21 protein-coding genes are annotated in these 25,804 nt (G+C 35.0%); 7 read left to right on the top strand and 14 right to left on the bottom strand.

Annotation, left to right across the window (positions count from 1 at the left end):
- Positions 1 to 13: 13 nt before the first annotated feature.
- From UABHE_RS04970 to UABHE_RS05010, 9 genes are all read right to left on the bottom strand, one after another.
- Positions 14 to 493, bottom strand: a complete 480-nt coding sequence (locus UABHE_RS04970; protein WP_372369135.1) for a hypothetical protein — start codon at positions 491 to 493, stop codon at positions 14 to 16.
- Positions 494 to 520: 27 nt separating this feature from the next.
- Positions 521 to 1,393: a chemotaxis protein CheX gene (locus UABHE_RS04975; RefSeq protein WP_372369136.1), complete on the bottom strand. Its 873-nt coding sequence runs from the start codon at positions 1,391 to 1,393 to the stop codon at positions 521 to 523.
- A gap of 51 nt (positions 1,394 to 1,444) precedes the next feature.
- Positions 1,445 to 1,822: a response regulator gene (locus UABHE_RS04980; RefSeq protein ID WP_372369137.1), complete on the bottom strand. Its 378-nt coding sequence runs from the start codon at positions 1,820 to 1,822 to the stop codon at positions 1,445 to 1,447.
- Between the two features lie 384 nt (positions 1,823 to 2,206).
- A complete protein-coding gene (locus UABHE_RS04985) occupies positions 2,207 to 4,096 on the bottom strand; it encodes a S8 family serine peptidase (RefSeq protein ID WP_372369138.1) in 1,890 nt (629 codons plus the stop codon).
- A 128-nt stretch (positions 4,097 to 4,224) separates the two neighbouring features.
- Positions 4,225 to 5,019, bottom strand: coding sequence for a hypothetical protein (locus UABHE_RS04990; RefSeq protein WP_372369139.1), 795 nt, complete (start codon positions 5,017 to 5,019; stop codon positions 4,225 to 4,227).
- A gap of 3 nt (positions 5,020 to 5,022) precedes the next feature.
- Complete coding sequence (locus UABHE_RS04995; protein ID WP_372369140.1) at positions 5,023 to 6,687, bottom strand: hypothetical protein; 1,665 nt, start codon at positions 6,685 to 6,687, stop codon at positions 5,023 to 5,025.
- 546 nt (positions 6,688 to 7,233) lie between these two features.
- A complete protein-coding gene (locus tag UABHE_RS05000) occupies positions 7,234 to 8,118 on the bottom strand; it encodes a tetratricopeptide repeat protein (protein WP_372369141.1) in 885 nt (294 codons plus the stop codon).
- Positions 8,115 to 8,906, bottom strand: a complete 792-nt coding sequence (locus tag UABHE_RS05005) for a tetratricopeptide repeat protein (RefSeq protein WP_372369142.1) — start codon at positions 8,904 to 8,906, stop codon at positions 8,115 to 8,117. The genes UABHE_RS05000 and UABHE_RS05005 overlap by 4 nt, the downstream gene beginning before the upstream one ends.
- A gap of 234 nt (positions 8,907 to 9,140) precedes the next feature.
- A complete protein-coding gene (locus UABHE_RS05010; protein ID WP_372369143.1) occupies positions 9,141 to 9,470 on the bottom strand; it encodes a hypothetical protein in 330 nt (109 codons plus the stop codon).
- A 581-nt stretch (positions 9,471 to 10,051) separates the two neighbouring features.
- Between UABHE_RS05010 and UABHE_RS05015 the strand changes: the two genes are divergently transcribed.
- Genes UABHE_RS05015 through UABHE_RS05025 form a run of 3 tightly spaced genes read left to right on the top strand, consistent with a single transcriptional unit; the run spans position 10,052 to position 14,963 of the window.
- Positions 10,052 to 10,786, top strand: coding sequence for an ATP-binding cassette domain-containing protein (locus tag UABHE_RS05015; protein ID WP_372369144.1), 735 nt, complete (start codon positions 10,052 to 10,054; stop codon positions 10,784 to 10,786).
- A 24-nt stretch (positions 10,787 to 10,810) separates the two neighbouring features.
- On the top strand, positions 10,811 to 13,714 hold the full coding sequence (locus tag UABHE_RS05020; RefSeq protein WP_372369145.1) for a type II CAAX prenyl endopeptidase Rce1 family protein: 2,904 nt from the start codon (positions 10,811 to 10,813) through the stop codon (positions 13,712 to 13,714).
- Entirely contained in the window at positions 13,707 to 14,963 is a 1,257-nt protein-coding gene (locus UABHE_RS05025) for a hypothetical protein (protein ID WP_372369146.1), read from the top strand. Before UABHE_RS05020 ends, UABHE_RS05025 begins: the two co-directional genes overlap by 8 nt.
- Positions 14,964 to 15,168: 205 nt before the next feature.
- On the opposite strand, the gene UABHE_RS05030 is transcribed toward UABHE_RS05025, so the two are convergent.
- A complete protein-coding gene (locus UABHE_RS05030; protein ID WP_372369147.1) occupies positions 15,169 to 16,125 on the bottom strand; it encodes a LamG domain-containing protein in 957 nt (318 codons plus the stop codon).
- 100 nt (positions 16,126 to 16,225) lie between these two features.
- On the opposite strand from UABHE_RS05030, the gene UABHE_RS05035 reads away from it, so the two are divergent.
- From UABHE_RS05035 to UABHE_RS05045, 3 genes are all read left to right on the top strand, one after another.
- A complete protein-coding gene (locus UABHE_RS05035; RefSeq protein WP_372369148.1) occupies positions 16,226 to 16,534 on the top strand; it encodes a hypothetical protein in 309 nt (102 codons plus the stop codon).
- Positions 16,535 to 16,625: 91 nt separating this feature from the next.
- Positions 16,626 to 17,699 carry a DUF3387 domain-containing protein gene (locus UABHE_RS05040; RefSeq protein ID WP_372371567.1) on the top strand — a complete coding sequence of 358 codons (1,074 nt, stop codon included), beginning with the start codon at positions 16,626 to 16,628 and terminating at the stop codon, positions 17,697 to 17,699.
- Positions 17,700 to 17,980: 281 nt separating this feature from the next.
- On the top strand, positions 17,981 to 18,865 hold the full coding sequence (locus UABHE_RS05045; RefSeq protein ID WP_372369149.1) for an ORF6N domain-containing protein: 885 nt from the start codon (positions 17,981 to 17,983) through the stop codon (positions 18,863 to 18,865).
- A 234-nt stretch (positions 18,866 to 19,099) separates the two neighbouring features.
- Here UABHE_RS05045 and UABHE_RS05050 read toward each other — a convergent pair whose 3' ends face one another.
- Positions 19,100 to 19,450 (bottom strand): type II toxin-antitoxin system PemK/MazF family toxin, encoded by a 351-nt coding sequence (locus UABHE_RS05050; protein ID WP_372369151.1) that lies wholly within the window; start codon positions 19,448 to 19,450, stop codon positions 19,100 to 19,102.
- Positions 19,443 to 19,679: a ribbon-helix-helix protein, CopG family gene (locus tag UABHE_RS05055; protein ID WP_372369152.1), complete on the bottom strand. Its 237-nt coding sequence runs from the start codon at positions 19,677 to 19,679 to the stop codon at positions 19,443 to 19,445. Before UABHE_RS05055 ends, UABHE_RS05050 begins: the two co-directional genes overlap by 8 nt.
- A 299-nt stretch (positions 19,680 to 19,978) precedes the next feature.
- On the opposite strand from UABHE_RS05055, the gene UABHE_RS05060 reads away from it, so the two are divergent.
- Entirely contained in the window at positions 19,979 to 20,377 is a 399-nt protein-coding gene (locus tag UABHE_RS05060; RefSeq protein ID WP_372371569.1) for a PDDEXK nuclease domain-containing protein, read from the top strand.
- An 85-nt stretch (positions 20,378 to 20,462) separates the two neighbouring features.
- On the opposite strand, the gene UABHE_RS05065 is transcribed toward UABHE_RS05060, so the two are convergent.
- Positions 20,463 to 21,347, bottom strand: coding sequence for a hypothetical protein (locus UABHE_RS05065; protein WP_372369153.1), 885 nt, complete (start codon positions 21,345 to 21,347; stop codon positions 20,463 to 20,465).
- Positions 21,348 to 21,685: 338 nt separating this feature from the next.
- Positions 21,686 to 25,804: a protein kinase gene (locus UABHE_RS05070; RefSeq protein ID WP_372369154.1), complete on the bottom strand. Its 4,119-nt coding sequence runs from the start codon at positions 25,802 to 25,804 to the stop codon at positions 21,686 to 21,688.

The following is a 25,804-nucleotide window of genomic DNA, read 5'->3' on the forward strand; positions in this document are numbered from 1 at the left end:
TTTGTTATTTCTTTTATATTACATGATGTAAGTTTATAGCAATATAATACTCACCATTGTTATTTATACGTTCTTTTATGAGAGCTAAAACATTTGGGAGTGGCTGCGCAATTCTTTTTCGCAGGGAATCTTTTTGGACAACAGACAGATTCTGAGAAATATGCTCGACTATTTGGCTGGCTGGTAGTTTATTTTTTGTTTCCTCTAGATCCAACATACGTTTTTGATAGTTTTTAGGAATGAGACCACTTATAATTAGTTTACCATGAATTAGATCATAGCGAAAGGAGAGTAATACTATTCCTGTATTTGCATCTACGTATTCTAAAGTACCTGTCTTTAGTATCCATTGACCATATTCTTCCCAGCATTGCCTGACAAAATCAACCAGTAGTTTTCCTAATGCAGCAAACTCTCTGATACGACTCTTTAGTAGCGTATCTTTTTCATCTTGAAGCCGTAAATAGATAAAAATTTTATTATCTTGTTGCAAAAATTATTCCTTTCACTTGCCGCGAAACTAAGACTTTTGTGGAGGAGAATATACAACAGAGACTTGCAGTGAATAACTTTGAGAAGCCAGACTAACTGCAATTGTTTGATCCGCATTCTCAGGTATTTCTATATTTCCAAGCGATGTTACAACCTTTGAAGGCTTTAAATCTACCTTAATGTCTTCTTGGCTTAATTTTGAAGCAGTATTTCCAACAACAATATTTGCAAACTCCATAACAGAGTCTTTAGCAAAATCGTTTACTTCCCATATTTTTTCGTGAGCTACTTGGGATGCAATCTTTAAAAATGGTTCATCAGACAGAGAAATTATATAAGTACCATCTGTATCACCGAAAAATTGTTGGTATACATTCCACATAAATGGAGCAACTCTTTCTTTGTTATTGTGTGACTCTATTGTCTGAACTTCCATATCAACAAGGCGTAACAATAACTTTGCAGTTACATCAAGGAAAGTATCTGCTATTTGTGCTCCTTGCAAATTTTCAATTGCTTCGCGCGCTTGAACAGAGTACCCTTTTTGCTCTTCTTTGTATGCGTTGAGCTCTACTTCCAAATCTCCTAGGGTCAAATATCCCTTTTGAACCAGTGCCTCGCCAAGAGTGATTCGCTCATTTTTTTGAATAACCAACAGCTCTTCTAATTGTTCAGGAGATAGCAAACTTTGTTCTAAGGCAATCTCACCAAACATTTTGTCTGTTCGCTGCTGTACCCCATGTATTCCTTCTATTTGTTCGGCTTTTAAATAACCAGCGTCAAGAGCAAGCGTTCCTAGCTTTACATTTACACTTTTTTGAAAATCTAGAGCATCCATAAGTTCTTCTTTTAGAATTCGTCCGCGCTCTAAAAGAAATTGACCAAAAAACTTAACAGACATTTAGCTGCCTTTCTATAACTTTATATGGAAGATTACTTGGTAAACTTCATATTAGCTTTCATTTAGAACCTTTTTGAGAACTTCAATAAGGGTTCCTTTTTCGTAAGGTTTCATTACAAAGTTTTTGGCACCCTTTTCTAACGACTCCATAACTTTCTCTTTTGCTCCCATAGAAGAGACCATAACAGCTTTAACATTTTCATCTTTTTGTACAAGATGTTCAAGAGTCTGAATACCATCCATTCCAGGCATAATAATGTCTAGTAGAACTAAGTCTGGATTGAGTTCATCAAACTTTACTAGTCCTTCTTCTCCAGACGTTACCTCGCCGACAATTTCAAACTCAGTTTCTTTTAATGTTTTTTTGAGTATTTTCAAGGTCACCAATGAATCATCAATTGCCAAGATTCGTACTTTGCCTTCAGACATAGCAAAAGGCTCCTCTCACATTATGATTAAATGTTTCTTCCAGAATTAAACACAATACCTGGCTATTTTACGACAGAACTAAACTTCAATTAAAAGTTTATTATTAGGGCTTGCCCCAGCATATCCTAGAAAATGTTGGATTGTAGATTATTTTATAAAAACAGAACCAATACTATATTTTCTAGCGCATTCTATGAAATAGCAAAATACAACTTTTTTGTGATTGTACAACTATAGACTATGTTTTGCAAGAATAAACTCTAACGAGTTGCGACATTTCGCTAAGAAAATTGGTCATTGAAAATAGGAAGGATTTAAGGATTGTCCAAAGATAAGCGTAAAGTACAACAAAACAAGGAGTATACTCCTTGTTTTGTTTATAATTTAAAGGTTAAGCGTATTTTCTAGTGCTTGACGACTTTGTTCATCAAGAACCCAGTTGAAGATAGCTTCTTCTACTGGAGCTTCAGGATTAGAATGTAGCAATGCAAAGTTTAGTGTTAGGTTTGCTTGTCTTCTGACAAAACGACCATTTACTATAACAAAACGTTGCACTCCAAGACGCATAATCGCAGTACGCTCTTCTATATTGATTTCGACTGCAGCGTTTAAGAAAAAACGGAAAGAGTTAATTTGATTTCCATATACTTCTCGTAGTACTGGAATAAAATCATCAATAACTTTTTGTTGAACGAAATCAGTTTCTTGAGGTTCTGGTTCCGGCTCTGGTTCTGGTTCTGGTGCTGTTAACGTGATTAACTCATTTACAGAGTTAAGAGCATTAATCGCACCTGCACCTGTAACGTTAACAATCGCCTGTTCAAATGTATTTTCTGGACGTGTAAAGATTTGTTTGAAGAATGCAGTGCGAGTTAGACCTTCAGGAAGAACAAAGCCATTTGCTTCCGCAGGCTTTAGTACTTCAAGCATTAAAGCTGAAATACCCGAAACGTGAGGTGTTGCCATTGATGTTCCAGAAAAGAAAGCAAAACCACCATTGCGTACAGAAGAACGAACTCCTACACCAGGAGCCATAAGGTCAGGACGGTTAAGGCCATCCGCATTTGGACCTCTAGAACTAAAATTAGCAATGTCTCCGTTTCTATCGTGAGCACCAACAGAAATAATGTCTGGCGAAGTACCAGGGCTTCCAAGTGTTCCAGCACCATCTCCACTGTTTCCAGCAGCAACGACAACAACAACTCCAGCAGCAACAGCATTATTAACAGCTTGTTCAATACCATCTGTTCCTGGGTTATCGCCTGCTGTTCCAAGGCTCATACTGATTACGTCAGCACCGTTACTTGCAGCGAACTGGATTCCTTGGATGATTCCAATACCACTTCCGTTACCAGCAGCTCCCAGAACTTTCACAGCCATAAGCTGAGCATCTGGAGCAACACCAGCTGTAGCACCAGCAACTGTTCCTGCACAGTGTGTACCATGATCATTTAGGTCTTCGGTATTGTTTTCACCATTTACAAAAGATGCGCCGGTTACAAATTTACTAATGTTGTTTCCATTGATGTCTTTTGCAGAATTTGCAAACTCAGAGTGGCTAGATAGTATACCAGTGTCTAGTACTGCAACAAGTACACCTTTTCCTGTAATTCCTAGAACGTTATTTACTTCATCAGATTGAGTAACTTCTAAACCATAAGTATTGAAGTCATTAAAACCAGGAATATCTTCATTTACAGCTAAACCACTTACATTATCTTGACTATTTGAGTTGTTTTTATTGCGCTTATTACGTCTGTTGCGCTTACCACGTCTACCGCGTTTACCGCGTTTACGTTTTGTAGAGGCAAAGAGTTCTCTTTTTCCTGAACGCTTTTTAAATTTTCTTTGATTTACGGCTTCTGGTTCAAGAAATAGTTGAACCACATTTAATTCAATTTCCTCTACTTTAGGATGAGCAAGAATCTCAGTTATTGCATCCCTACTTAATTCTAAAGAAACAGAATTAACTGCCCATAAATATCTACCTTCTGCGGATGTTAATTTAGAAAGCACACGACGAACATTGCGTTGTGTACGTTCTGCGCGTTTTTTCAAGCGTCTAATAACTTCTTCGCGGACGTTATCTTGTCCACGTAACGACTTTCGTACAGCACGACGGATTCTTTTTCCGTTTAGTTTTTCTTTTAGTTTAATAACTACATCAAAACTCTGTGCATCTCCCTCTAATGCTTCTTGTAATTTGGGGCCGATTTCGGCAGCAAAAATAGAAGACAATAGAGACAATATTGTTATAAGGATTAAATTACGCATACAAGCCTTTCTATAACAAGATGTCTACCAGTCAGCCTTTCCTAATCGTTAGAAAATATAAGTAACTGACTAGTTGTATGTTAGCAAATGTAGATTGTAAACGCCAGTTTTTTTTTCTACCTGAGCTCTTACACTTTGTTAACGTTTTCCCCTAATTGTTCTAATAATTTATTAAATTTTTCTTTAGATAGCATTAAGTTTTGAAATAAAAACTCTGTAGCATTCTCTGTGCCATCGGAGGTTTTTTTTACATATGAGTGCTCGGCTGATATAAGATTTAGTCCATCGCAGCCTCCACAATACGTTATGTAAATCTGTATGTATGGTTTACTTTTTGACACACGAACATCATCAACCCAACGAAGACTTCCTGTAAGCATATCTTTTTTTATATCTTTTGCAATCGTTGCGTCAATTGTCATTGGAAGTGGTTCTTTTTCTAACCAAGTATAACAACTCTCGCAGTAAACATCATATTTCGAAAGCATGGCGATAGAATAAAATGCAAAATAGACCCACAATACTTCTAAAATAGGATATACATCCTCAAAATAGAAGTTTTTTGATATATACAATCCCACACTCTTTGGATCGGAAAATACGTCAAAAAATGGAACTCTTTTGTTTATAACTATATTAGCGCACCACAGAGTATATATTACAATTGTTGCTGCTATAGTTGTGCCGATAAAAGATAGCTTACGATTGCGATTGTGCCCTTTTTTTTCTTTACCTTCATAAAGAGTGCAAGCATATATGATATACACAAAATAAATAATAAAAAACTCTATAAAGTAATAAATAACATTTCGTATGTATATTTGCAAAAAGGCAATTATTATGGATAACAGCAAAACAGTGACAATCGCGTTTATTACTCCTAGAACCCCCGATCGCCCTGAAAGTTTATAAAAGTTCTCCATTGTTTAATACTCTATCAATTCGTTGATCGCATCTAAAACAAAGCGTCGACGTAGATCATGAGATTCATTAAAGAAATCCCATTTTTCAACTTCATCATGGATAGATAATAGATCTTCAACGGACATCTTTTTTAATACTTTACGCCAGTAAATACTTTTGAGTAGTTTTTCAAGAGCAGCAACGGAATCGATAGGACCTCTTCCTCGATCACTTAGTGTTTTTAAGTGTTTCTTCATTAGAGGAGCACTTATTTGATCTAGGCGACGCACTCCTTTGTTCTTTATTTGGTAAAGTCTTTTGTTGACTATTTGGTATCCCGCAGTTATTTGTATGTTTTTTGCTGTGCTATGTGCATATACAGTGTAATGTGTAAATATTCGTTCTTTTCTGATTTCTAAATGATTATCTGGTACAAGCTGAGCATCTACAAAAATTTGGTATTCATATTTGATACCATCAAGTTCGGTGGAGTCACCAGTGATGAAAAACTTGTATTTCCCTAATTTGCGTAAAGGAGCTTCTATTACAAATGGCCCATTTCCTGGAGCTACGCGAATTTCGGTTTGTAGTAATTCGTACTCCTTGAATTTCGCTTCGATATTATACTTTTCACCTACTTTAAAAAGATCTTCTTCTGATATTTTTTTTCCAGCAATTTTTATCTCTAGTGCTACTGCAGGATGACCATTCTCGTTTTTTATATGAAGAGAGATTCTTCTTTTGCTATTGCTTGCTGTTTGTGGCTGTAGTTTCGCAATAGCACTTCTATATCTATCTTCTGTACGTAGTAGATCAAGGTCTTTTTCTTTTTGTATTTTTTCTATATTGCTAAAACCACTTCTTATACAATCTTTCAAAGCGCTGATTGATTTACTTATGTCGCCATTTTTCTTACCTAAACCAACAGGCGTATTTTCGTGTTTTTGTGCGTGTAAACTATAACAACAAGCAAGTAAATAATAAGCATCTGCCTGTTTACTGTCCATGTTTATTGATGTTTCTAGATGCTCGATTGCTTGTTTGATGTCTCCATTTTCTTTTGCCGCAACTGCTTGTAATAAATAGTAATTAGCGTCCTTGATTTCACCTGCAATGTTAGAGCTATCGGTGACGTCAATTTTCCATAGCTTTGCGATGTGAGTGTTTGTGTTGGCAAATAAAACAGCACTATCTTTGCTAAAAGATACTTGTGAGATTGGAGTAGAATAGTCGGAAATGGTTCTTAGCAATTTGCCTGTGGAGATTGACCATATTTTAATTGTGGAATCTTCGCTACCACTAACTATAATTTTTTTGTTGGGACTAAATGCTAAGCAAGTGATTGGAGCGCTGTGGCCGGATAACGTGAGTATATCTACTCCACTATTTACAGACCAAATTTTAATTAACATATCATGACCAGCACTTGCTAGTAAAGCGCTGTCTGTGCTAAATGCTAGAGTATTGATGGAGTGAAAATGTCCTTTTAAAGTGAAAAGAATTATATTGCCAGTTGCATTTCGCAAACTAATATGATTGTTCTGATGAGCAACGGCCATATATTTTCCATTACTGCTATATTTAACAGCTCGGACATTTTGAAAAACATTCCATTCCTGAATATCAATCTTCTCTGCACATACAAAAAACGCAAATATGCAACATAAAATCGGGATATATTTTTTCATTACTTTATGACGAGAGTGTCTTATTGTACGAGAGTTGTAAACCTAACTAATAAGTTAACAACACTTAAAACTCTCGTATCTCCTTTCTGAAAATTACAGCATTTTTTTAGTTGCGCGAGACCCCGTTTGCAGAGCATACGAAATATTTTTAAATGCGCTTTTTTAAAATGCATTAACTAAGATTGAACTATAAAACAAAATAGAGTTAGGAGGGCAAGATTCCTACCGAGCTTTTTACAAGAAAAGGAAAATATGAATTTGGTAGTACTTCTTTCGTTTAATAAAAAAGCTAAATTACAAAGCTTTTCAGACTCACTTCGAATCGCGGCCGCGGCAAAAAGAAAGTCCGCGACCTAATTGTGCACTGTTAATTGCTAATAGCATAGTAAAAAATAATCGAAGCCTATTTGGCGCTGACTAGTTTTACTTTTGCAAGATCATTTAGTATATGATTATAACATATTTAGTTATGATGTGAATTCAATTTATGACTCGGTTTGATGATGAGAGAAGTGATTGCGACGTGCATTTTTCAAAAAAAAATTACTATTCGCCACCAGAAAAGGGATTTTTCGAGTTTATATCCAGTGCTTTTGAACATAGGTCTTTTGCTTCTTCTAGGTTACCAGTAAAAGCGCAAAGTAAACCCATTCTTGCCATTCCATCAGAAATAGCCCGCTTGTCGTTTATATCTTGAGCGATTTTTAAAGCCTCTGTTTGATTTTTGATTGCTTCTTCTAGACTATTACTGTCCATATTTGCAATAGCTAAATTACTCAAGTGTTTGATCTCTAAATCTTTTCGGCCTTGTTGTCTGGAAATCTCTAGAGCTTGATTGTGATAATCAAGTGCTTCTTTGTGTTTACCCATTGCACCATGAACCATAGCAATATTTGATAGAATCATTGCTAAATCATGACTATTATTCTTTTTGGCAATTTCTAATGCCAAAAATAGGTTTTTAAGTGCTTTTAGATTACTGCCTACTTGAGCATAGGCTGTACCAAGATTGCTATGTAAGGATCCTATGTATTTGTTACTTTTACTTGTTTGTTTGAAAAAAAATGATAACGCTTCTAACACCGGAATTGCGTGTCTTGCACGATCTGTTTGTAAATACTGCGATGCCTTATCCCAATATTCTTTGTAATTATCTTCTGTAATAATTATCGAGCCATATTCGCCATCTAAGTCGAACATTTTTTGAAAACAAGTTTCCAAAAAGCGAAAAGTTTTGTTTAGCTCGGCGCTTTGTCCTGGTTTTTCTGTATATTCTCCCATTTTTCTTAGTAGATTAAAAAAAGGGGTATCAAATTCATCGTAGCGACTTTTTACCCATTTGCTAAAACCTTCCGGGCCCAGTGCTACTTTTTTTAGCGCTTCTTGCACAAGCCAACGGTCTTTTGGCAAGTTTTCGTATTTTGAGCTCACTTTTTTTCCCCTGCTTGTTTTTCTCTTAGCATATCACGTCGACGTTTCACAACTTGTAGATTTAGCTTTACTGAAGTAAAGCTAGGATCCATTTTTAATGCATTTTCCCAGTCTTCTATTGCTTCATCGTATTGTTTTAGTAGAGAATATACAACTCCACGATTGTTATACGCGTCTGCAAATTTCTTGTCTAGTTTAAGGGCAGTGGAGTAATCTTTAAGAGCGTTTTGGTAGTCTTTTTGAAAATGATAAGCAACTCCACGAAAGTAAAATGCTTTGGCATAATCTGGTTTTAGCTCAATTGCAGCATTAAAATCTTGCAGTGCTTGGTCAATATTATTGAGACTGTTGTATGCAATTCCGCGGTTAGCGTAAGCGACGGCGTTGTCTGGATCATACTCAAGAACTTTGTTAAAATCATTTAGTGCTTCTTCATATTTTTGTAGCCCGACATATCCATTTCCACGACTAAGGTAGGCATCCGTATGATAAGGATTACTCTTTAGTACACGTGTGTAGTCAGAGATTGCTTTTTCGAAATCTTTGTCTGATTGATACTGGTTTGCTCTATCAAAAAAAGCTTGTACGTTTTTTTCATGTATCGAAATAATAACGTCTAGTTTTTCGTCTGTCAAATAACCTTTTTCAATAAGAAATACTGAAAGTGGTTTACTTGATAACTCGCGCTTTTTTCTTTTAAGACATTCCTTTACCTCAATACGAGATAGAATTCCGTACTTAATTGCAAGCTTACAAAATAATTTTTCTTCTGGAGAAATATCCGACATTACTCAGTTCCGTTGATATTAGAAACATTTGCGTTTAATTGTACGAAGTTACAGCGAGAATTTATACAAATTCTCGCTGTATAGATCATGCTACTCTAACTAGGTGTATTGTTGCAAGAATTATTAAATCGTCTGATTTATTCTTTCGATTTTTAGCCTTATTTTTGCTTGCAGATTTACACGTTTAAAATGCCTCGCTAAAAAATCTAAATTCTTGCAGCTAGTGAAACTATACTAGCCCAACTGGTCTTTTATTTGTTGAACAGCAGCATCAACAACTTGACCTGTAGCTTCTTCGACGATGATATCGGTGAGTTCTTGGAATTTTCCACCTGTTTGTTTTTCTACTTCTACTTTGACCATGTCGCCAGCTTTTTCTGAAACGTAAGCTGTTATTGCGCTTTCGCCTGCTTCAGCAAGGTCTCCTGGCATATCCTCGATCAATTTTTTTACAACAGCACCTGTTACTTTATTGATCGTTTCTTTTTTAAACTTTTCTTTTAACTTATCTTCTAAAGATCCACCACCAGAAAACAAACTTTTTATAGTATCTATGAAACTCATAATTATTCCTTTAAAGGAAAAAAAATACAGACTATATATAAACTACAGGTTGATGCACTTGTAAATTACCTTGATTTTTGGAGATTGTCAATTTTTTTTTCCTAAGTGACCATCCAAAAGTATTTACTCTTTGAATTTCTTCTTTTGTTTTTTAGCTTGTTACTCCTCTATTACATAGTTGTAGCTATATACTTCTGGGATATTACGTTAAAAAATAAAATCTCTAAATTTCGATTAGTTACCTAGGGCATGTCGATATTTACAAACCAACTGAAAATTTTGCGAATAACAACTTATCATTTGAATCTTAAGTAGAGTTCGGTCATAATGAGTGACCATCACTTAGCGGAATATTTGATAGGTAAAAATTTGATTCTTGGGTGCTGACATTTAAGTTTTTATGTAATGTGAGTTATTTTAGGAAGTAGCGAAGCACTTAAACCACAGAGTTATATTCTGTAAAAGAAAAGTAACGAGCTAATCTCTAAAAAAGCCAAATTATAAGGATGGTAAATGCCTACGTGCCCTAAATGACCTAACCATTTTTGTCAGGTTATTTAAGTTTATTTTTGGTGGCTAAAATGATTGAAGTAAATAGCGTTTCCAAAGTATTTGAGGACAATTCTCAAAGAACCAAAGCCTTAAAAGAAGTGTCATTCTCATGTAATTCGGGTGAAATATTTGGGTTACTTGGTCCTAATGGTGCAGGAAAAACTACGTGTTTGCGCATATTGTCAACTGTATTGTGCCCTACTACCGGGAATGCAAAAGTCGCAAATTATGATGTCGTAAATGATCCACAAGAGGTTCGTCGTCGTATAGGTTTTATTTCTGGTAACACTGGTATATATGATCGTTTAACTCCTCACGAAACCATACTTTATTTTGGCAAACTCTACGGACTGTCAACAAAATATTTAAAAAACAGGTGTGAAGAAATCTATGAAATGTTTCAGATGAAAGATTTTATTCATACTTTAAATGGTAAGCTTTCGACGGGGATGAAACAAAAGGTATCAATTGCGCGTACTATTGTTCATGATCCCCCGGTATTAATTTTTGATGAACCGACCGCTAACTTGGATATTCTTGTCGCAAAGAATGTTTTAAACTTTATCCTTGATTGCCGTGAAAAAGGTAAATGTATTATTTTATCAACTCATATCATGAGTGAGGCTCAGAAATTATGCGATCGTATAGGAATTATTCATCAAGGTGAACTTTTAGTACAAGGAAAAATGGAAGATCTCTACGAGAAACATAACTGTCGAGATATTGAGGATATCTTCTTTTCTCTAATTGATATTGATAAATAGGGCCATAATTTAGGAAGTACAAAAGTGCACTGGTTAAAAAAAATAGACAATATTTACAGTATATGGGGCAAAGAATTAAAAGAAACACTTCGCGATAAAAGAACATTGTTTATCATGACTTTACTCCCTATTTTATTGTACCCGTCGTTGATGCTTGGTATGACACAATTGATCGTTTATCAGTTAGATAAAATAGAGAAAGAAGATGTAACTATCGCAGTGGAAGGAACTTCGCAAAAAATTAATAAGCTACTAGAAGGTAATTCTTTTACTATCGTGGAAGCTGAGAATGCATGGGATGAAGTATATCTAGAAAAGGCCGTTTTAGGAATAAAGATACCAGAAAATTTTGACGAAAATATTGAAAATTTAGAGAATATACCGCGCGTTTTGATTTATTATTCTGGCGCGAATGACAAAGCGAGATTACTGGTAAAAAAAATCCAAAATTCTCTTCAAGTATTACTACGAAAAACCCAAAGAAAAGTGTTAAAAGATTTGTCGCCAAGTTTGGTAAAGCCTTTTAGTGTAGGGTTAAAAAATACTGCTGGAGCTAAAAAACAAGGGGCTTTTGAATTTGGGCGTTTATTGGCTTTGCTTGTTGTTCTTATGGCAATCACTTTCCCTTTGTATCCTGCAATTGACATGGGAGCAGGAGAAAAAGAACGCGGAACGATGGAAACTCTTCTCGTTGCTCCTGCAACAAGGTTTGAAATCGTAATGGGAAAATATCTCGCTATTTTTAGTATTGCGATATTAGGGTCTTTGTTAAATTTAGCAAGTATGGGCGTTACTTTTGGGTATTTTACTAAGCAAAGTAGTGCACTCCTTGAAGGAGCGCGAACGCAAGAATACCAAAGTGTTGAAGATTTCAAAATTACCCAGTTGGCAACAAATGATAATATCCCTCATATCAACGAAGAAGGAAAAATTTCTCATATTCAGTTTCATACGCCTGAAATTGCATTTGTTATAAACAACACTAAGCAACAAATTGCTTTATGGCATCTAAAAGCAGAGAAAATAATTTACCGTTCTCCATGGACTTTTGCAAATATTCATACTATTGCAAAAGCGGACAACGGTTGGCTTGTGAGTTCAACAAATAGACTTGTACATATATTTATATCGCAAAACGGAATTAATCTTAAGACTGTTTGGCAAAGTGAGTATCCAATTGAAAAATTTATTGTCGACATAAAAGCGCAAAAAATTATTGCGCAGTTACATATTGACAAACAAAGTAAACAAACCGTTCTCATTGATGCTAAAAGTTGGACTGTACAAACAACTTGGGAACAACAGGCCGAACTTATAGAAGGTAATGAAAACTACCTAATTTTTCGCGATGAAAATCTTTACGCTTTTAATATCGCTGATAGCTCAAAATCTATATTACCAGGTTACCTTGCAACGTTTGTTTCGCAGAATAAAGTCGCTTTTTTTTCGAAACAAAATACTGGTATTTTTGATTTACAAAGCCAAAAAATTATTCAACAGACGTCTCTTCAAGATTTTACAACACACAAGATAACAGTTGTTGATAAAGACAATGATCACTTGGCTTTAGGGACAGAAAATGGCGTTATTCAATTATGGAATTATCAAAATAATGAAATGTCTTTTAGTAACTATCTTGGTGCACATGAAAATCCTATTAGCCAACTAGATATTAGCGATCATCACTATCTTAGTTTAGATAAAAATGGTATTCTAAAAAGTTGGTCGATGTCTCCTCCATTTAAATTTGCCATTTCAAACTCCGTTCTGATTGGCATGTTTATACTACTTATTCCTCTTGTTGCGTTATTCTCAGCCCTATGTCTTGGATTGTCCATTTTTGCAAGAAGCTACAAAGAAGGGCAGCACTATTTGACACCAATGGTAATTGTTGTTATGCCTTTGGTAATGGTCGCTTTTTTACCCAACATGAATTTGTCTACAAGACTGTGTTTTATCCCTGTTTCTAATATCGTACTTCTCTACAAAGAAATGTTTCTTGGAAGTGCTAGTGCAACGCAAATTATTTTAGTATTCTTTTCCACATTTTTTTATGCTTTACTTGCTCTTGCTTGGGCAATTCGCCTTTTTAGTAAGGAAGAAGTTATTTTTAGGCAAGTAGAAGGAATCAAGTGGGATTTCTGGCGCAAAAATTCATCGGATGGTTTTACTAGCAATCAGGCATTTGTAATGTTTTTGTTTATAACAATTGCTTTTCATTTTGCGGGACCAAAGTTCGCAAGTAATATTTTGTTTGGGCAAGCATTATCTATGGTTGTATTTTTGGTGGTTATTCCAGTTGGTCTCACTGCAATATTAAGGAATGATATACCCAAAAATTTTGTTATACGCGATGGTTTTCCTATAAAAAAATTGCCAATCATTATTGGTCTTGGTATAAGTGCTCTTATTTTTGCTTTAGCAACAAAGAGTATCCAAGATAGAATTTTACCTATTCACAATGAACAACTCATTGAATTACTAAGATCTTTACTTGATGGCTATCCTTTATGGATGATGATTGTTGTTTTTGCTGTGTTGCCTGGAATTTGTGAAGAGTTGTTTTTTCGTGGTTTACTCCTTTCAAGTTTTAAGAAAAAAATGTCCCCTCTTGCCGCAGTTATCTGGACAGCACTACTTTTTGCGATTATGCACATGGATATTTCGCGTTTTTCATTTACGTTTATCATGGGGATTTTCCTAGGAATAGTGTTACTGCGTACAAAAAACATACTGGTACCTATTTTTATTCACATTCTTTGTAATTCAACAACATTAACCTTAGGATATTACTCCGAAAGAACATCACTAGGGGAATACTTTAACTATATAACGCAGTATCCTACTATTTCAGTGTTGTGCTCGTTGATTGTATGTGGCTTTACTCTTCATATTTGTTTTCGTGCTTTAGGACATGCGAATGAATAAATTTATCAAAGAAAAATCTTTATACTACAGTGCTTTACAGGGAAATCACCCTGACTTAAGTGCTAAGAAAAAATGGATTCGCCATGAAAGTGAATCCATAAATCGTGCGGTTACTTTATACTTACGTGATATATTTACACCTCTTAGTCAAAAGTTTCATAAGTTTGTATTACAAGTATCTTCAGCTAAGATAATACAGATGTTTTCGCAATTTGAAATTTATAAAAACGTATACCATGACGCTATTTTTAATGAGAAAATGCAACCTTTTTTAGAGGGTTACTCTTGTCCTATAGAATATAAAGATGCGAAGTATGTAGATTTTTTGCAAGCATATCAAAACTTGCCACCTGCAGTCCGCTCATATTACCACCAACTTTTATTGCATACTAAAAGTGTTGCAACATTAGAAAGGTACGGGCTTAGTGATATTGTTACCGGCAGCTACCATAGTTATTTGTGGTCGCCTATTGACGGACTTGTACTGACGACAAGTCAAGCTGTTGATACAACACTTGTACCTATTGGAGAATATGGTCGTTCTTTTGCAGAAGCAATGTTGTTAACAGCAAACATAATGGCAAAACTATCGCAACAGTTTTTTGAAAAGAACGACATAGCGCAAAAATACCAACAAATCATTGATAATGAAACTGCACGCGGTCGCGAAAAACAGCAAGCTGTTTTGCAATCACAGCAAATGTGCCATTGGCAAAAAGATCTTTTCAGCAAATGTGAACACGCGCAAAAAATTTATCAACTACACAACGAGCAGCGACAACTAACAATAAAAGAATCACAACGTTTTCCAGCGCCCGACACTTTCAAGGAAGCCATACAAAGTGTGCAAGCAGCAATCTCCTCATTTTTCGCACAAAAAGTACCAGGATATTCAAATCCATTAGATCTGCTAAAAAAAGTAGTATCCTCAGGAGTGGCAATTCAGTTCGCCAAAATAGTTCCCTTTGGTTATACCCTACCAGTAGTAAGACGCGGAAGATATTTTCCAAATATAATACAACAGAAAAAAAACAACCTCCAACTAAATAGCGATTTTTGCAAAAACGCACGCTACTTAAAAGAAGAGTATCTGAAAATGAGAGTATATGAATCAAACCAAAGAAATCCAGGCTTTCTAGGCTTTGGTTGCCCAGCAGCAATTCACAATAAAGAATGCAAAAAAACCGGAATACGCTATATTCTTGAATGCTATCAACACTTACTTGGGGTTGTTTTGGAGAATAAATAGCCTTGAATCTGTGCCTCTGTTTCCTAAACTGGGGGCACAGGTTCAAATCCTGCCGGGCGCACTATAAGAAGCCCTGTACTTTCAAAGAATACAGGGCTTTTTTTATTGGATGTGACTTTCATATTTTGCGCATTTTGTGGGGTAAATTTACCTATTTTTGCGCATGAATGGCAGATATATGGCAGAGTAAATTTTTTTGTTGTGTTTATTCTAATTCGGATGATTTTTTCAACCAACTTAAAGTTTGCTGTAAAGTATTTTTAGGAGTCTTTACACATTCTTGAACAAGGTGAACTTTAAAAGTTGACATTGCCTTTTTATCAATTCCATATTTTTTCAGTAATGCATCTAGTAATTCTTTACCAGGAAAGAAATCGACCCAAAACTCTGAACTAAGCCACTCTTTTACTTCTTTAGCTACTTCTTCGAATATTTGCGACGAAGACTCTTCTGCCATGAACTTTTGAACTTCTAAAAATCTACTATTTGCAGTTTCTAGAAATTTTTTTTTCAATATAGCCATACTATCGCAGTCTTCTAAAACGTCTACGCCTTTACAGATTGATACCATTGAATAGTCTTGAGGCATTAGTAACGCGTTCATTCGAAACGCAACCATCTCTCTAATTACGTCAGCAGTCATTTTTTTTGCGATGTCTTCTAAGTCTTTTTTTATTTCTTGTGGATTTTTACTCACGTACTTATTGTAATACTTGCTTTTTAGTACTTTAGAGATCGTATTGGGATCTATTAGTAAATTTTCAACCTCGTGACACGGAAGTTCTTGACCGAGCGTTTGTCCTTCTGCTGCTGTTTGCTCACGCTCTTCAATAACACGCCAACCGCTATAGAAAAATTTACGCCTCACGTCGGTGGTAACAATTTCACCTGGATCGCAACCAACTCTAGAAACATTGGATATTCTAGTTTCTTCAAGTCGTCCGAAAAAATTCTTATTACCAAGTCTTGTTTTTCTGGTTGGATTTATAAAGATATTACCAGTAACTTGTTTCACTTGTTGTTGCTCAATACCATTCACGAATAATTTAACATTTTGACCATCGTATACACCAGCAACGTGTACCCAAGTATTGAGTGGAATCTCTGTATCACCTTTTACTCTGGAGAACTTGGTGACAGGCAGTTGGAGTACTGGCAACAAGCTCTACGCGGTGCTCCCGTGATGCTGGATTTACCTACACAATATTAAAATTCCATTACAAGAGATAAAACAATGGCCTGAGGATGAGCAAATCGAGTATTTGTTATCGAAGACCAAAGGTCTGCTTAAAGAAAATTGGAAAAATTACCGAAATGTCTACAACGCAAATTACGATGCTATGGAGCGATTCATTCCCACAGCGAAGGTGACTGTCCCTGTTTACTATTTCCAGGCACAGGAGGAATGCCAAGAGCGAGACTATGTGGCGAGATACCAGAAATATAGTACACCGCAGATTACGGTAATACCTATTTCTTGCAACCATATAAACATGATGAAATCTCCTAGTGTGGAAATTATTGCCAAAAAATTGCAGTGCTATTTGGCAAACGAGGAAAATCTGCAATAACACCATTTTAATCGTTGGCAACTACTAGAGCCACAAGAAACATTCTTACAGAAAATATCGCTAACGTATTATACGCATAATTTTTTTGATAGTGTATCCGCGATTCTTTTATCTGTATTTTTTTGAACTACCAATAATTCCACCTGTAAGAGCCAAAAAAGGTGTCGCAACAAAGTCAACAGGGCAATCTATAGCTGCAGAAATCTCTATACAAAATGAACTTAGAGGTTCTGGAGAGCAACTATTCGAAGGTTTCAACTATGAATCTTACTTCTCAGCAAACACCGCACAAAAACTATCTATTATCTTGCAAGCACAAGAATACATACTAGGATTAGATGATGGCAAAGTACACTTTTGCAAAGAAGTCATTGATCAGTCAAAAGCATTTGCTTTATCTATACCCAATAAAGCAGCGTTAGAAATAAAAGAAAAAGTAGCTTTCTTCCAAGCGATAAAAACAAGATTGATCAAGTTCGATAAATCCACAACAGAGAAAAGCGACCAAGAAATAGAAACAGCCATTCGTCAAGTGATAGACAAAGCTATTGTCTCAAACAAAGTAGTTGATATCTTTGAAGCAGCAGGAATCAAGAAGCCAGATATATCCATTTTATCAGAAGAGTTTATGGCAGAAATAAGAGGAATGCAACATCAAAACGTAGCCATCGAACTCCTAAGAAAACTTCTCAACGACGAAATAAAAAGCCGCACTAGCACAAACATAGTACAAAGTAAGAAACTCGCTGAAATGCTAGAAGACTCTATAAGAAGATACCAAAATAAAGTACTCACCGCTACCGAAGTAATCAACGAGTTAATCTCCTTAGCAAAAGATATCAAAAAAGCCGACCACAGAAACGAAGAACTAGGTCTATCATCGTATGAATTAGCCTTCTACGACGCACTTGCACAAAACATCAGTGCCAAAGATGTTATGGGGACGGAAAAACTGAAAGAGTTAGCCATTGTTTTAGTTGACAGAGTACGCAAAAGTGCTACGATTGATTGGAATATAAAAGAAAGTGCTAGAGCTAAACTAAAAGTAATCGTCAAACGCTTACTTCGCAAATATGGATATCCACCTGACATGCAAGCTTTAGCTACAGAAACAGTTTTGGAACAAACCAAATTGTTTGTGGAATTTGAAATAGAAAATCAGTAATTCTAAAATGGCGAGGTGCCAAATTGGTACTTCGACTGAGATCCTTTTAGTACAATAATTACAGAAAGATTCTAATAAGAATTTGGCGCGATTATGATACAATTATGGCGCAATTAGATTTAGTTATCCTTAAATGCGCCATAATCGATGTGCCTAATACCGTTCAAAGTCCTATATAATAAGGCTTCTAGTAGAGATCCCAAATTAGGATCTCTTTTGGGATGCTCATATTCATTAGAAAAATGAATATAGTATTGTACAAATTGTTTAAGGAAGAACCTATGCAAACACTTGCAATATCAGTCGGAGAGCAATTTTATCCTATCCTTACATTACCAGGTAGACCTAAGGCAATTTTAGATAAAACAGCAGCCGAAATTTACCAAACGGAAACAAAATTGATAAATAAAGCGGTTTCTAGAAACAGAGAGCGGTTTCCCAGTGACTTCTACTTCGAATTAACACTAGAAGAAACAAGGGTTCTAAACGAGGTTCCAAATTGGAACCTCGCCTGGAGCGGAGGTTTTGCCCCCAAAGCTTTTACAGCAAAAGGCATGAATATGTTGTCTACTCTACTGAAGTCAGAAGTGGCAATTAAACGCTCTGTTGATATTATTCGTGCATTCACAGAGCTAGAAAAATCATGGAATAGAGACGATAGTTGGGATATTATCACAGCGAAAATAATCGCCGCTATTAACAATCGCTTGGATGACGTTCGCATATCTTTTGATAAAAGGATTACTTTTGTTGAGGATAAGATTGCAAATATAGAACAAGGGAGTTCTATTCGAGTCGATCAACAACGCAGGAATAGCAGTAAAATAAAGGAAATCGACGATACCCTGTCTAGCTGTGTTTCGAAAATAGAAGATGATTTACAACAAATTAGAGACGAATTCACAAAAGCGATTGTGGATAAAAGTAATTTTGCTGTGGATAAGTGCGCCACCATACATCTAATAACAGATAATGTTGAACTTACAGATAGAGACAATCGAGTCGTTTCTTATATAAAAACTCATGGCAAAATTACCAATAGAGAATACCGAGAATTATTTGATACTCCTAGAAGAACAGCCCTTAGGGAGCTAAATGACTTAATTGATAAAGGTATTTTAAAGAAAGAAGGTAGAGGTAGAAGTGTTTGTTATACTATGGTGTAATTATAATTTGATCGTGGCGCAATTACAGAATCCAATACTTTGGCGCAATTAATTCTAAAGACAGAAAACATGGCGCAATTAAAAAGATTAATGTACTTTGGCGCAATTATGGGCAGTTAGTTCTAATGATAGAAAAGGTAATGAACTTTATGGTGCAATTATGATGCAATTAAGTTCTTCTACTGGCTATTCACGAAGAGCAATAGACATCTTGGAATAATAAGTAAGCGATCTCTATTCTAAAGACTTATAACCCAAACTATATAGTATAGCCTCATGAATATCTTGGAATTTTTCTTGCGGAATTTTACCTAGTCTCTTTACTAACCTTTTGTTATCAATGGTATGAATTTGTTCGAGCATAAGCATACAAGTGTTTCTCACACCATCTTTTTTTTTTAATAAAACATGCACAGGCATTTCACGTATTGTCGTTGTTAAGGGAGCAACAATAGTCGTCTTTGAGAATTTATTACCTATGTCATTTTGTAAAATCACTCCTGGTCTAGTACCACCTTGTTCCGAGCCTACTTTGGGATCAAATTGTATAGACCAAATTTCTCCTCTTTTCGGAAAGTTACTCATCAGGCCATGACTCCTGAGACAGAGCAGAAAAATCTTGAGCTATTTTTGAATTTTCTTTTGCCATCATTTTATAACCTTCAATCATCTGCTGTCTCTTATATTCTTTTTCCCAATTCAATAAAACTTGTTCAATGAATTCACTTCTCGATATATTTTTAGCTTTTGTATACCGATGTATCTCGTTACACAAATCTTTTTGGATAGTAATACTTATTCTTTCTTTTTGCATATTTTTTTACTCTTAATTAAGATTGACTAAGTGTGATTACTATTTAGTATTACTTTTTAGTATTACTACTGTGTAGTATAATACATTTTTGAAGTTTTTGCAATATTCAAATTTTAGCTCTATCTTTAAATATTCTACTACTGATAATAGAGTTAAACTACTCTTCCTCCCTGCTGTCCTAGCCCGTCTGCTCCGACCTGCTATTACAAGTTAACTTATAGCTTTTTTCTACTTACTTTTACTATTAGTTTCATTACCGTTATAATAATATTAATTTCATTACTTTAAAGAATAGAGATATTTCCTTTAGTAATAATCACTACTATATTGACTTACTTCTTTACAATAGAATTTTGAAATCTTTAGTTTTAATAGATTTAAAAATAAGAGATTTTAAACCAGAAGATGCTGGGCAAATGAATTTTTATTTAAACTACTGTAAAGAACATGAAGTATTAAAAGGAGAAAATGAGCCTGTTGGACTTATTCTTTGTGCAGGTAAAGACGAGGTTATGGTTGAATATGCTTTTGGAAGTTTCGAAAACCAAATATATGCCGCAGAATATAGGCTTGTCCTTCCTTCAGAAGAGATACTAAAAAAAGAAATATCTAATTATAAAAGCCACATAAGCGACATAATACAGAATTCGAATTACCACTCTAGCTTGCTCAAGGTGGATCTTCTGGTGATACAGTAAATATTTCCGTATCGTTCTATGAAAGTTGCGCTCAAGAGTTCTAATATCAAAAAGTTGAGCTTAATTATGGTTGTTATATTGCAGGTTATTCATTTTCTAAAAAACGCTTAGCATGTTTCGAAAACTCAGGTGTTCTTAGATAACCATATGATTTATGGTAATTGCGTTTTCCATTTGATTCATAGTCGTTTAGTACCATGTCATCTTCAACGCCACCTTCATAATCATCCGACAAATGTGAATCGATGGCGATGGGGTCCTTTTTATCAGCGTAATTAATCCATTTACCAGTTATGCATGAAGGTTTCTTTAAAGGAATACCACTATCAGAAGCTTTTAACTTTACGTGGGAAATACCAAGAGGTGAACCAATTGTCACAAATTCTGATATTTTTATATTTTGTGGTAAACCGTGCAGCGAATCAAAGGCAATTAAACTTCCCATTGAATGACTAACAAACATAATTTCTTTGTCTTGGTTTTCGCCAAGTACTTTACTAATTTGTTTATGAAGAATTTCTTTTGCAGGTATTTTGTTCCCTTCGCGATCTTTTAATTTTTTGCCTGAGTAGTAAAAATGTAGATCTTTAAAAAATTTAGAAAGCAAATAATCAGCTGCAGATTCGATGTTGAAATTATCTTTTATCAAGTCCAGAATTCGACCACTGGGATCAGTCATTTCTGTTCGAATTCTCTGAAACCATCCTGTTTCGTATGGTTGTAATGCTCCATCTTTTGCTTCTATGTACGGTTCACTGTTATAAAGACTATCAAATTCATAATCTTTATCATCGTGTAAAGGATGTCTATAAAAAAGATCTGCCCAGTAGATCATCTTAAATTCAAAATCTATTTCGCTACTATAATTTTTTTTCAAACCTTCAGCGATCGCTTCTTTCCACCAATGTTGTAACTGGCTTTCTTCTGGCTTATTTGCTAAACCGTGAATACCAATGATTATTTTTGTCATAATTATCTTTCTAAATTTTGTAGTTTAAATTGTTTAACACTACCCAGGTACATTTTATATCTAATAGAAATAGCTCAGTACGATACTACAGCTTACTTATAACCTAAACCGCAAGGAATAATAATGAAAGAAATTCGTAATAAATCACTTCAAAAAATAAAGAACAGCACCCTCTACAAAGCATACGCTTTTTATTTAGAAAATACAAATGCTGTATCTCGTTGTTATATGAAATAAACCATGTTCTGGTGGTACTTGGTTTGCTCGGAGGCTAGGTATTGTGACGCTTTAGTTTAGGACAACGGCTAGCGATTGATTCAATCGCTAGCTGTAATCGATCATTTACTTTTCAAAGTAAAAACAAAAACAGTAAAATCCTTTTGAATAAAGACAACTCGATTGAAATCAGGGGATACTGCAACGCCTATTTTTTCGTATTGTGGAAATAGCTCTATAGGCTTAGGTTTCGTAGTAGTACCATCGTAATAGCAAACATATATTCGTGCATTAGTGGTGATGATCCAATAAGTATTGGTTTCTTTTTCAAAAGAAATGGTTTTTATCGGATCGTCTATTTTCATAGGAAGTGTTTTTAGCATATTTGGGTAGTTTTTAAAATTGAGGTCTTTACCTTGAAGTTTTGTGTACTGCTCCCAATTTTCCCACAACAAAAATTCTCCTTTACTGCTACCAAATAAAATGTCGCGATTGTTATTCAAGAATTTTACAGCAAAGGTTTTTGAACTTGTTCCTTTCCATTCCGGATTACTCACTTTTAAGACAAGTTCTTTTGTGAAATTATCTATTTTAAGGATTTTTATTCTAGAAACATAGCGTTCCTCATCACGTGTTTCTGAGATTACTTCGCAACCATAGCGAAATTCATCAGAGAAGTACACTTTATTTATTTGATAACTTCGCATAATAATTGGATAACGTGTGTAGTACGGCGTTGTTGTTTTCTTATGTTTTCTATTGATATATAGTAGCGCTGGCTTACTATGTGGTTGTGGAATAAAAACGGCTCGATTATGTTTAGCAGAAAACTTTTCGATTAATCCCCCAGTACCTGTCAACAATTTTTTGATTCCTTGTTTATTACTTTCATAAGTACGAATTTTTTTCAAATTCCACATAAATATTTCCCGAGTGAGTTTTATTGCTAAAACATTATCATCTGGGGAAAAAGATATATCATGCAGAGATGTGTTGCGATGAAAATCGGTTTGCGACAATAGAGGATATACCGTGTTAAAATCGACACTTTTACTAGAAATATTACCTAAAAAGCAAGCTGGGCCAATCCCAAAAGCTATTTCTTGGCCATTATTTGAAAACCTGAATTCGCAATTCATTTTTCCTTGTTTTATTCCATAATTTTTTGTTAGTTGAATGATGGAAAATAGGGAATTTTTTAGATATTTTGGAAGAGGAGTTTCTTTTATAAAGGTTCGTTTAATGTTTGGAAAAATTTCATATACGCGATGTGACTTTTTTGTCCATATTTGTAATTGGTAACTATTGGGAATAAAACGTATTCCAATAGGAATAAATCCCAAGGAATTTTTTGAAGTATGAAAAATATGAAATAACTTTTGTTTTTCTCGATGAACAATCCATATGTCAAGGTCACCGTTTTGCCCAGTTGCAGCTAATAGCATCTCATCACTGCTCCAAGTGATATTTTTACTAAAAGCGTTGTTTGGTTTTTCAAAAGAACATAATTCTTTAAAGGTGATCTTTTGTTGTTTGGAAAATTCCGGTTGAGCGAGCACTATTTTATTAAAAGAAGCGATAGCAACGGTATTACTTGTCGGAGCAAACATCATTTCGCTAACATTATAATCGACTTGGTACGTTTTTGCAGAAGGTTTATGAGTAATAAATAAAATAGGTGGTTTTTTTCCATTGGATAGCCACCATTTCCCATTGGCATTTACCGCTGGTTCATTTTTTACAACTAAATCGTTCACTTGTTGTTGAGTTTCTATAGAGTATGCGTGGGTAACTCTTTTCTTCTCAACTATAATATATTGGTTATCACTACTAATGTATATATATCTTGCTTTGTCTAATCCTGTGTTGATATGAATGACTTTATTACTTAGAATATTCCAAATATACGCAAGACCACTTTTATCTATAGAAGCAAAATACCGCAAATTTGGCGAAAATGTCATTGCAGCTACTGTGTTTTGATGAACAATCGATATCACTTTCTGTTGCTCATCGTATATATCAATTGCATTTCTAATATCATCAACAAAAGGAAAATATTGTGGAGAATAAAGATCCGCAACGGCCATGTTGTTTGCCAATTTAATCACCTTGCGTTCTGTAATTGTATTAGGGAGTATTAAATACTCTAATATATATTGCTTATGTCGTTGGATTTTTTCATTGGCATCAAAGGTCCGAGAGTAATCAAAAGATCTTTGTTCTTTTTTTAGACTTTGGTAAGAGTTGATAACAGTGGATAATAATTGTTGGATTTCATTTTTTTGCCATTTTTTTTGTATGTGTTTTATACCAAAAAATTTTGTTTGTAAGGTCGTTTCTTTGTTAACAACGCTTATTTTTAGAGATTCTAGTTTTTGTCGCGATGTCGAAAATACACTACTACCATCAATTTTTGCAAGTGTTTTCTGGGCTGCAAGATAGTCTTTATCTTGCGTATATAATCTAGCAGTGGCAATCAATGATAGACTACGATTGTTGATTTCTTTCAAACTAGATTTGATAGATTTGACTTCGCGAATAATCGCGACAGTTTCATTTATTTGCGACTGAAAAGAGGCAATGCTTTCTTTGTCTTTTTCGTAATCGGTTTGTACTTGTAACAATGTTACTTGTAGCTGCTTTTGCCTAATCAAATAAATCCCTGTTGTCAAAGATACGATGATGAAGGCAATTGCAATGTAAAGCGCTTGTAAATAGCGCGCTTTTCTTTTTTGGTCAAGAATAAAAGCCTGTTTTTGTTCTGTGATTTTATCAGAGAGTACTTGTACATCCTCAAGATTTTTGAACATCAATTTTGCAGAGCCTTCTTTTGTAAACTTTTGCATGTAATTTTTTTTGGCTTTTCTTGCATCTATCAATTTATTGCCGCTCTTTGCTATGAGTCGCGCTTTTTGTATTTGTTCATCTGCGAGAGAGTACTCTTTTCTTTTTAAGGCAAGTAAAGCATAAAGATAATGCGTTTCTAGTTTTCCCAATAAGGCGTAATGATTATTTGCATCAACCTTTAACGCCGCCGAAAATTCTTCAAGGGCATTGTCAAGTGTATCATATTGTTTATTTACTTCGCTAATATCTAGAATCACTTGCCAACCATTTTCAGAAATGCGAATACTATCACGACTATCGAGATAATCATTTACATCCTTTATAAACTCTTGAACAGATGAATAACGCTCGCGAGGATTTCTTTGCATTGCTTTGCAACAAATATTCTGTAGTTCAATGGGAACATTTGCGGAAAAGGGTGGTGGTGCGCTTTCATATGCTTTTACCATTACTTGTTGCAAAGTCTTTCCACGGTGTGGTGGGGTATGGATGATAATTTGATAAAGGATGGCTCCCAATAAATAAATGTCTGTCCATACCCCAATGAAACTTCCCTTCCCCATGGCAAGTTCAGGTGGAGCATATGACATGGTCCCTGTAGGGAGTTTGATGGTTTCTTTAGGGAATGCTCGTAATGGCTTGTTACCAATATCAACTGCAATTCCCCAATCCATTAATAGAACTTCGTTAAAATCTCCCACCATTATATTGTCTGGCTTTAGATCGTTGTGAACGATATTTTTACTGTGTGCAAAAGCGACCGCATTCGCCATATCTAGCCAAATTTTAAAGTGAGGTAAGCAACTTTCCTCAGAGTATTGTCCTTGTGTATTTTGTTTATGCTGTTGTAGTAACTTGCTCCAGACGCTTCCTCCCACAAGTTTCATCGCCAACAAAATATCTCCTTGAGGCGTTTGCCCTAATTCATAAATCGGTGCTATGTTCGGATGTTCAAGAAATGCATGAACGCGAGCTTCGGCAATAAATTTATTTTTATCATCTGGCCTTATATTACCAGATGATATTTTCTTTATAGCAATATGGCGTCCTAGTTTTTTTTCCACCGCCAAATAGACAATACCCATACCACCTTTACCAATAACATTTATAATTTCGTATTGGTTAGCGGTACTGGTGATATTTTTTTGTTGGTTATCTCTAGCTAAATTATTGAAGTCAACGCGACCATTTTGTGTTGAAAGGTTTGATAACGAATTTTGGATTTCATTTTCACTTATACTATGATCATATGTATGAAGATTCGACAGCGAATGCACCGATGGTTGAGCGTTCATTAATGTTTCGCGGCTATAGGTGTAGAAAGTTTTATCGTTTTCGCTATTCAAAATTGCTTTTGAAAAATGTTTTTCCCAGTCATTTTCCTTATTCAT

The sequence above is a fragment of the Candidatus Uabimicrobium helgolandensis genome (assembly GCF_041508025.1).
Classification (GTDB): domain Bacteria; phylum Planctomycetota; class Uabimicrobiia; order Uabimicrobiales; family Uabimicrobiaceae; genus Uabimicrobium; species Uabimicrobium helgolandensis.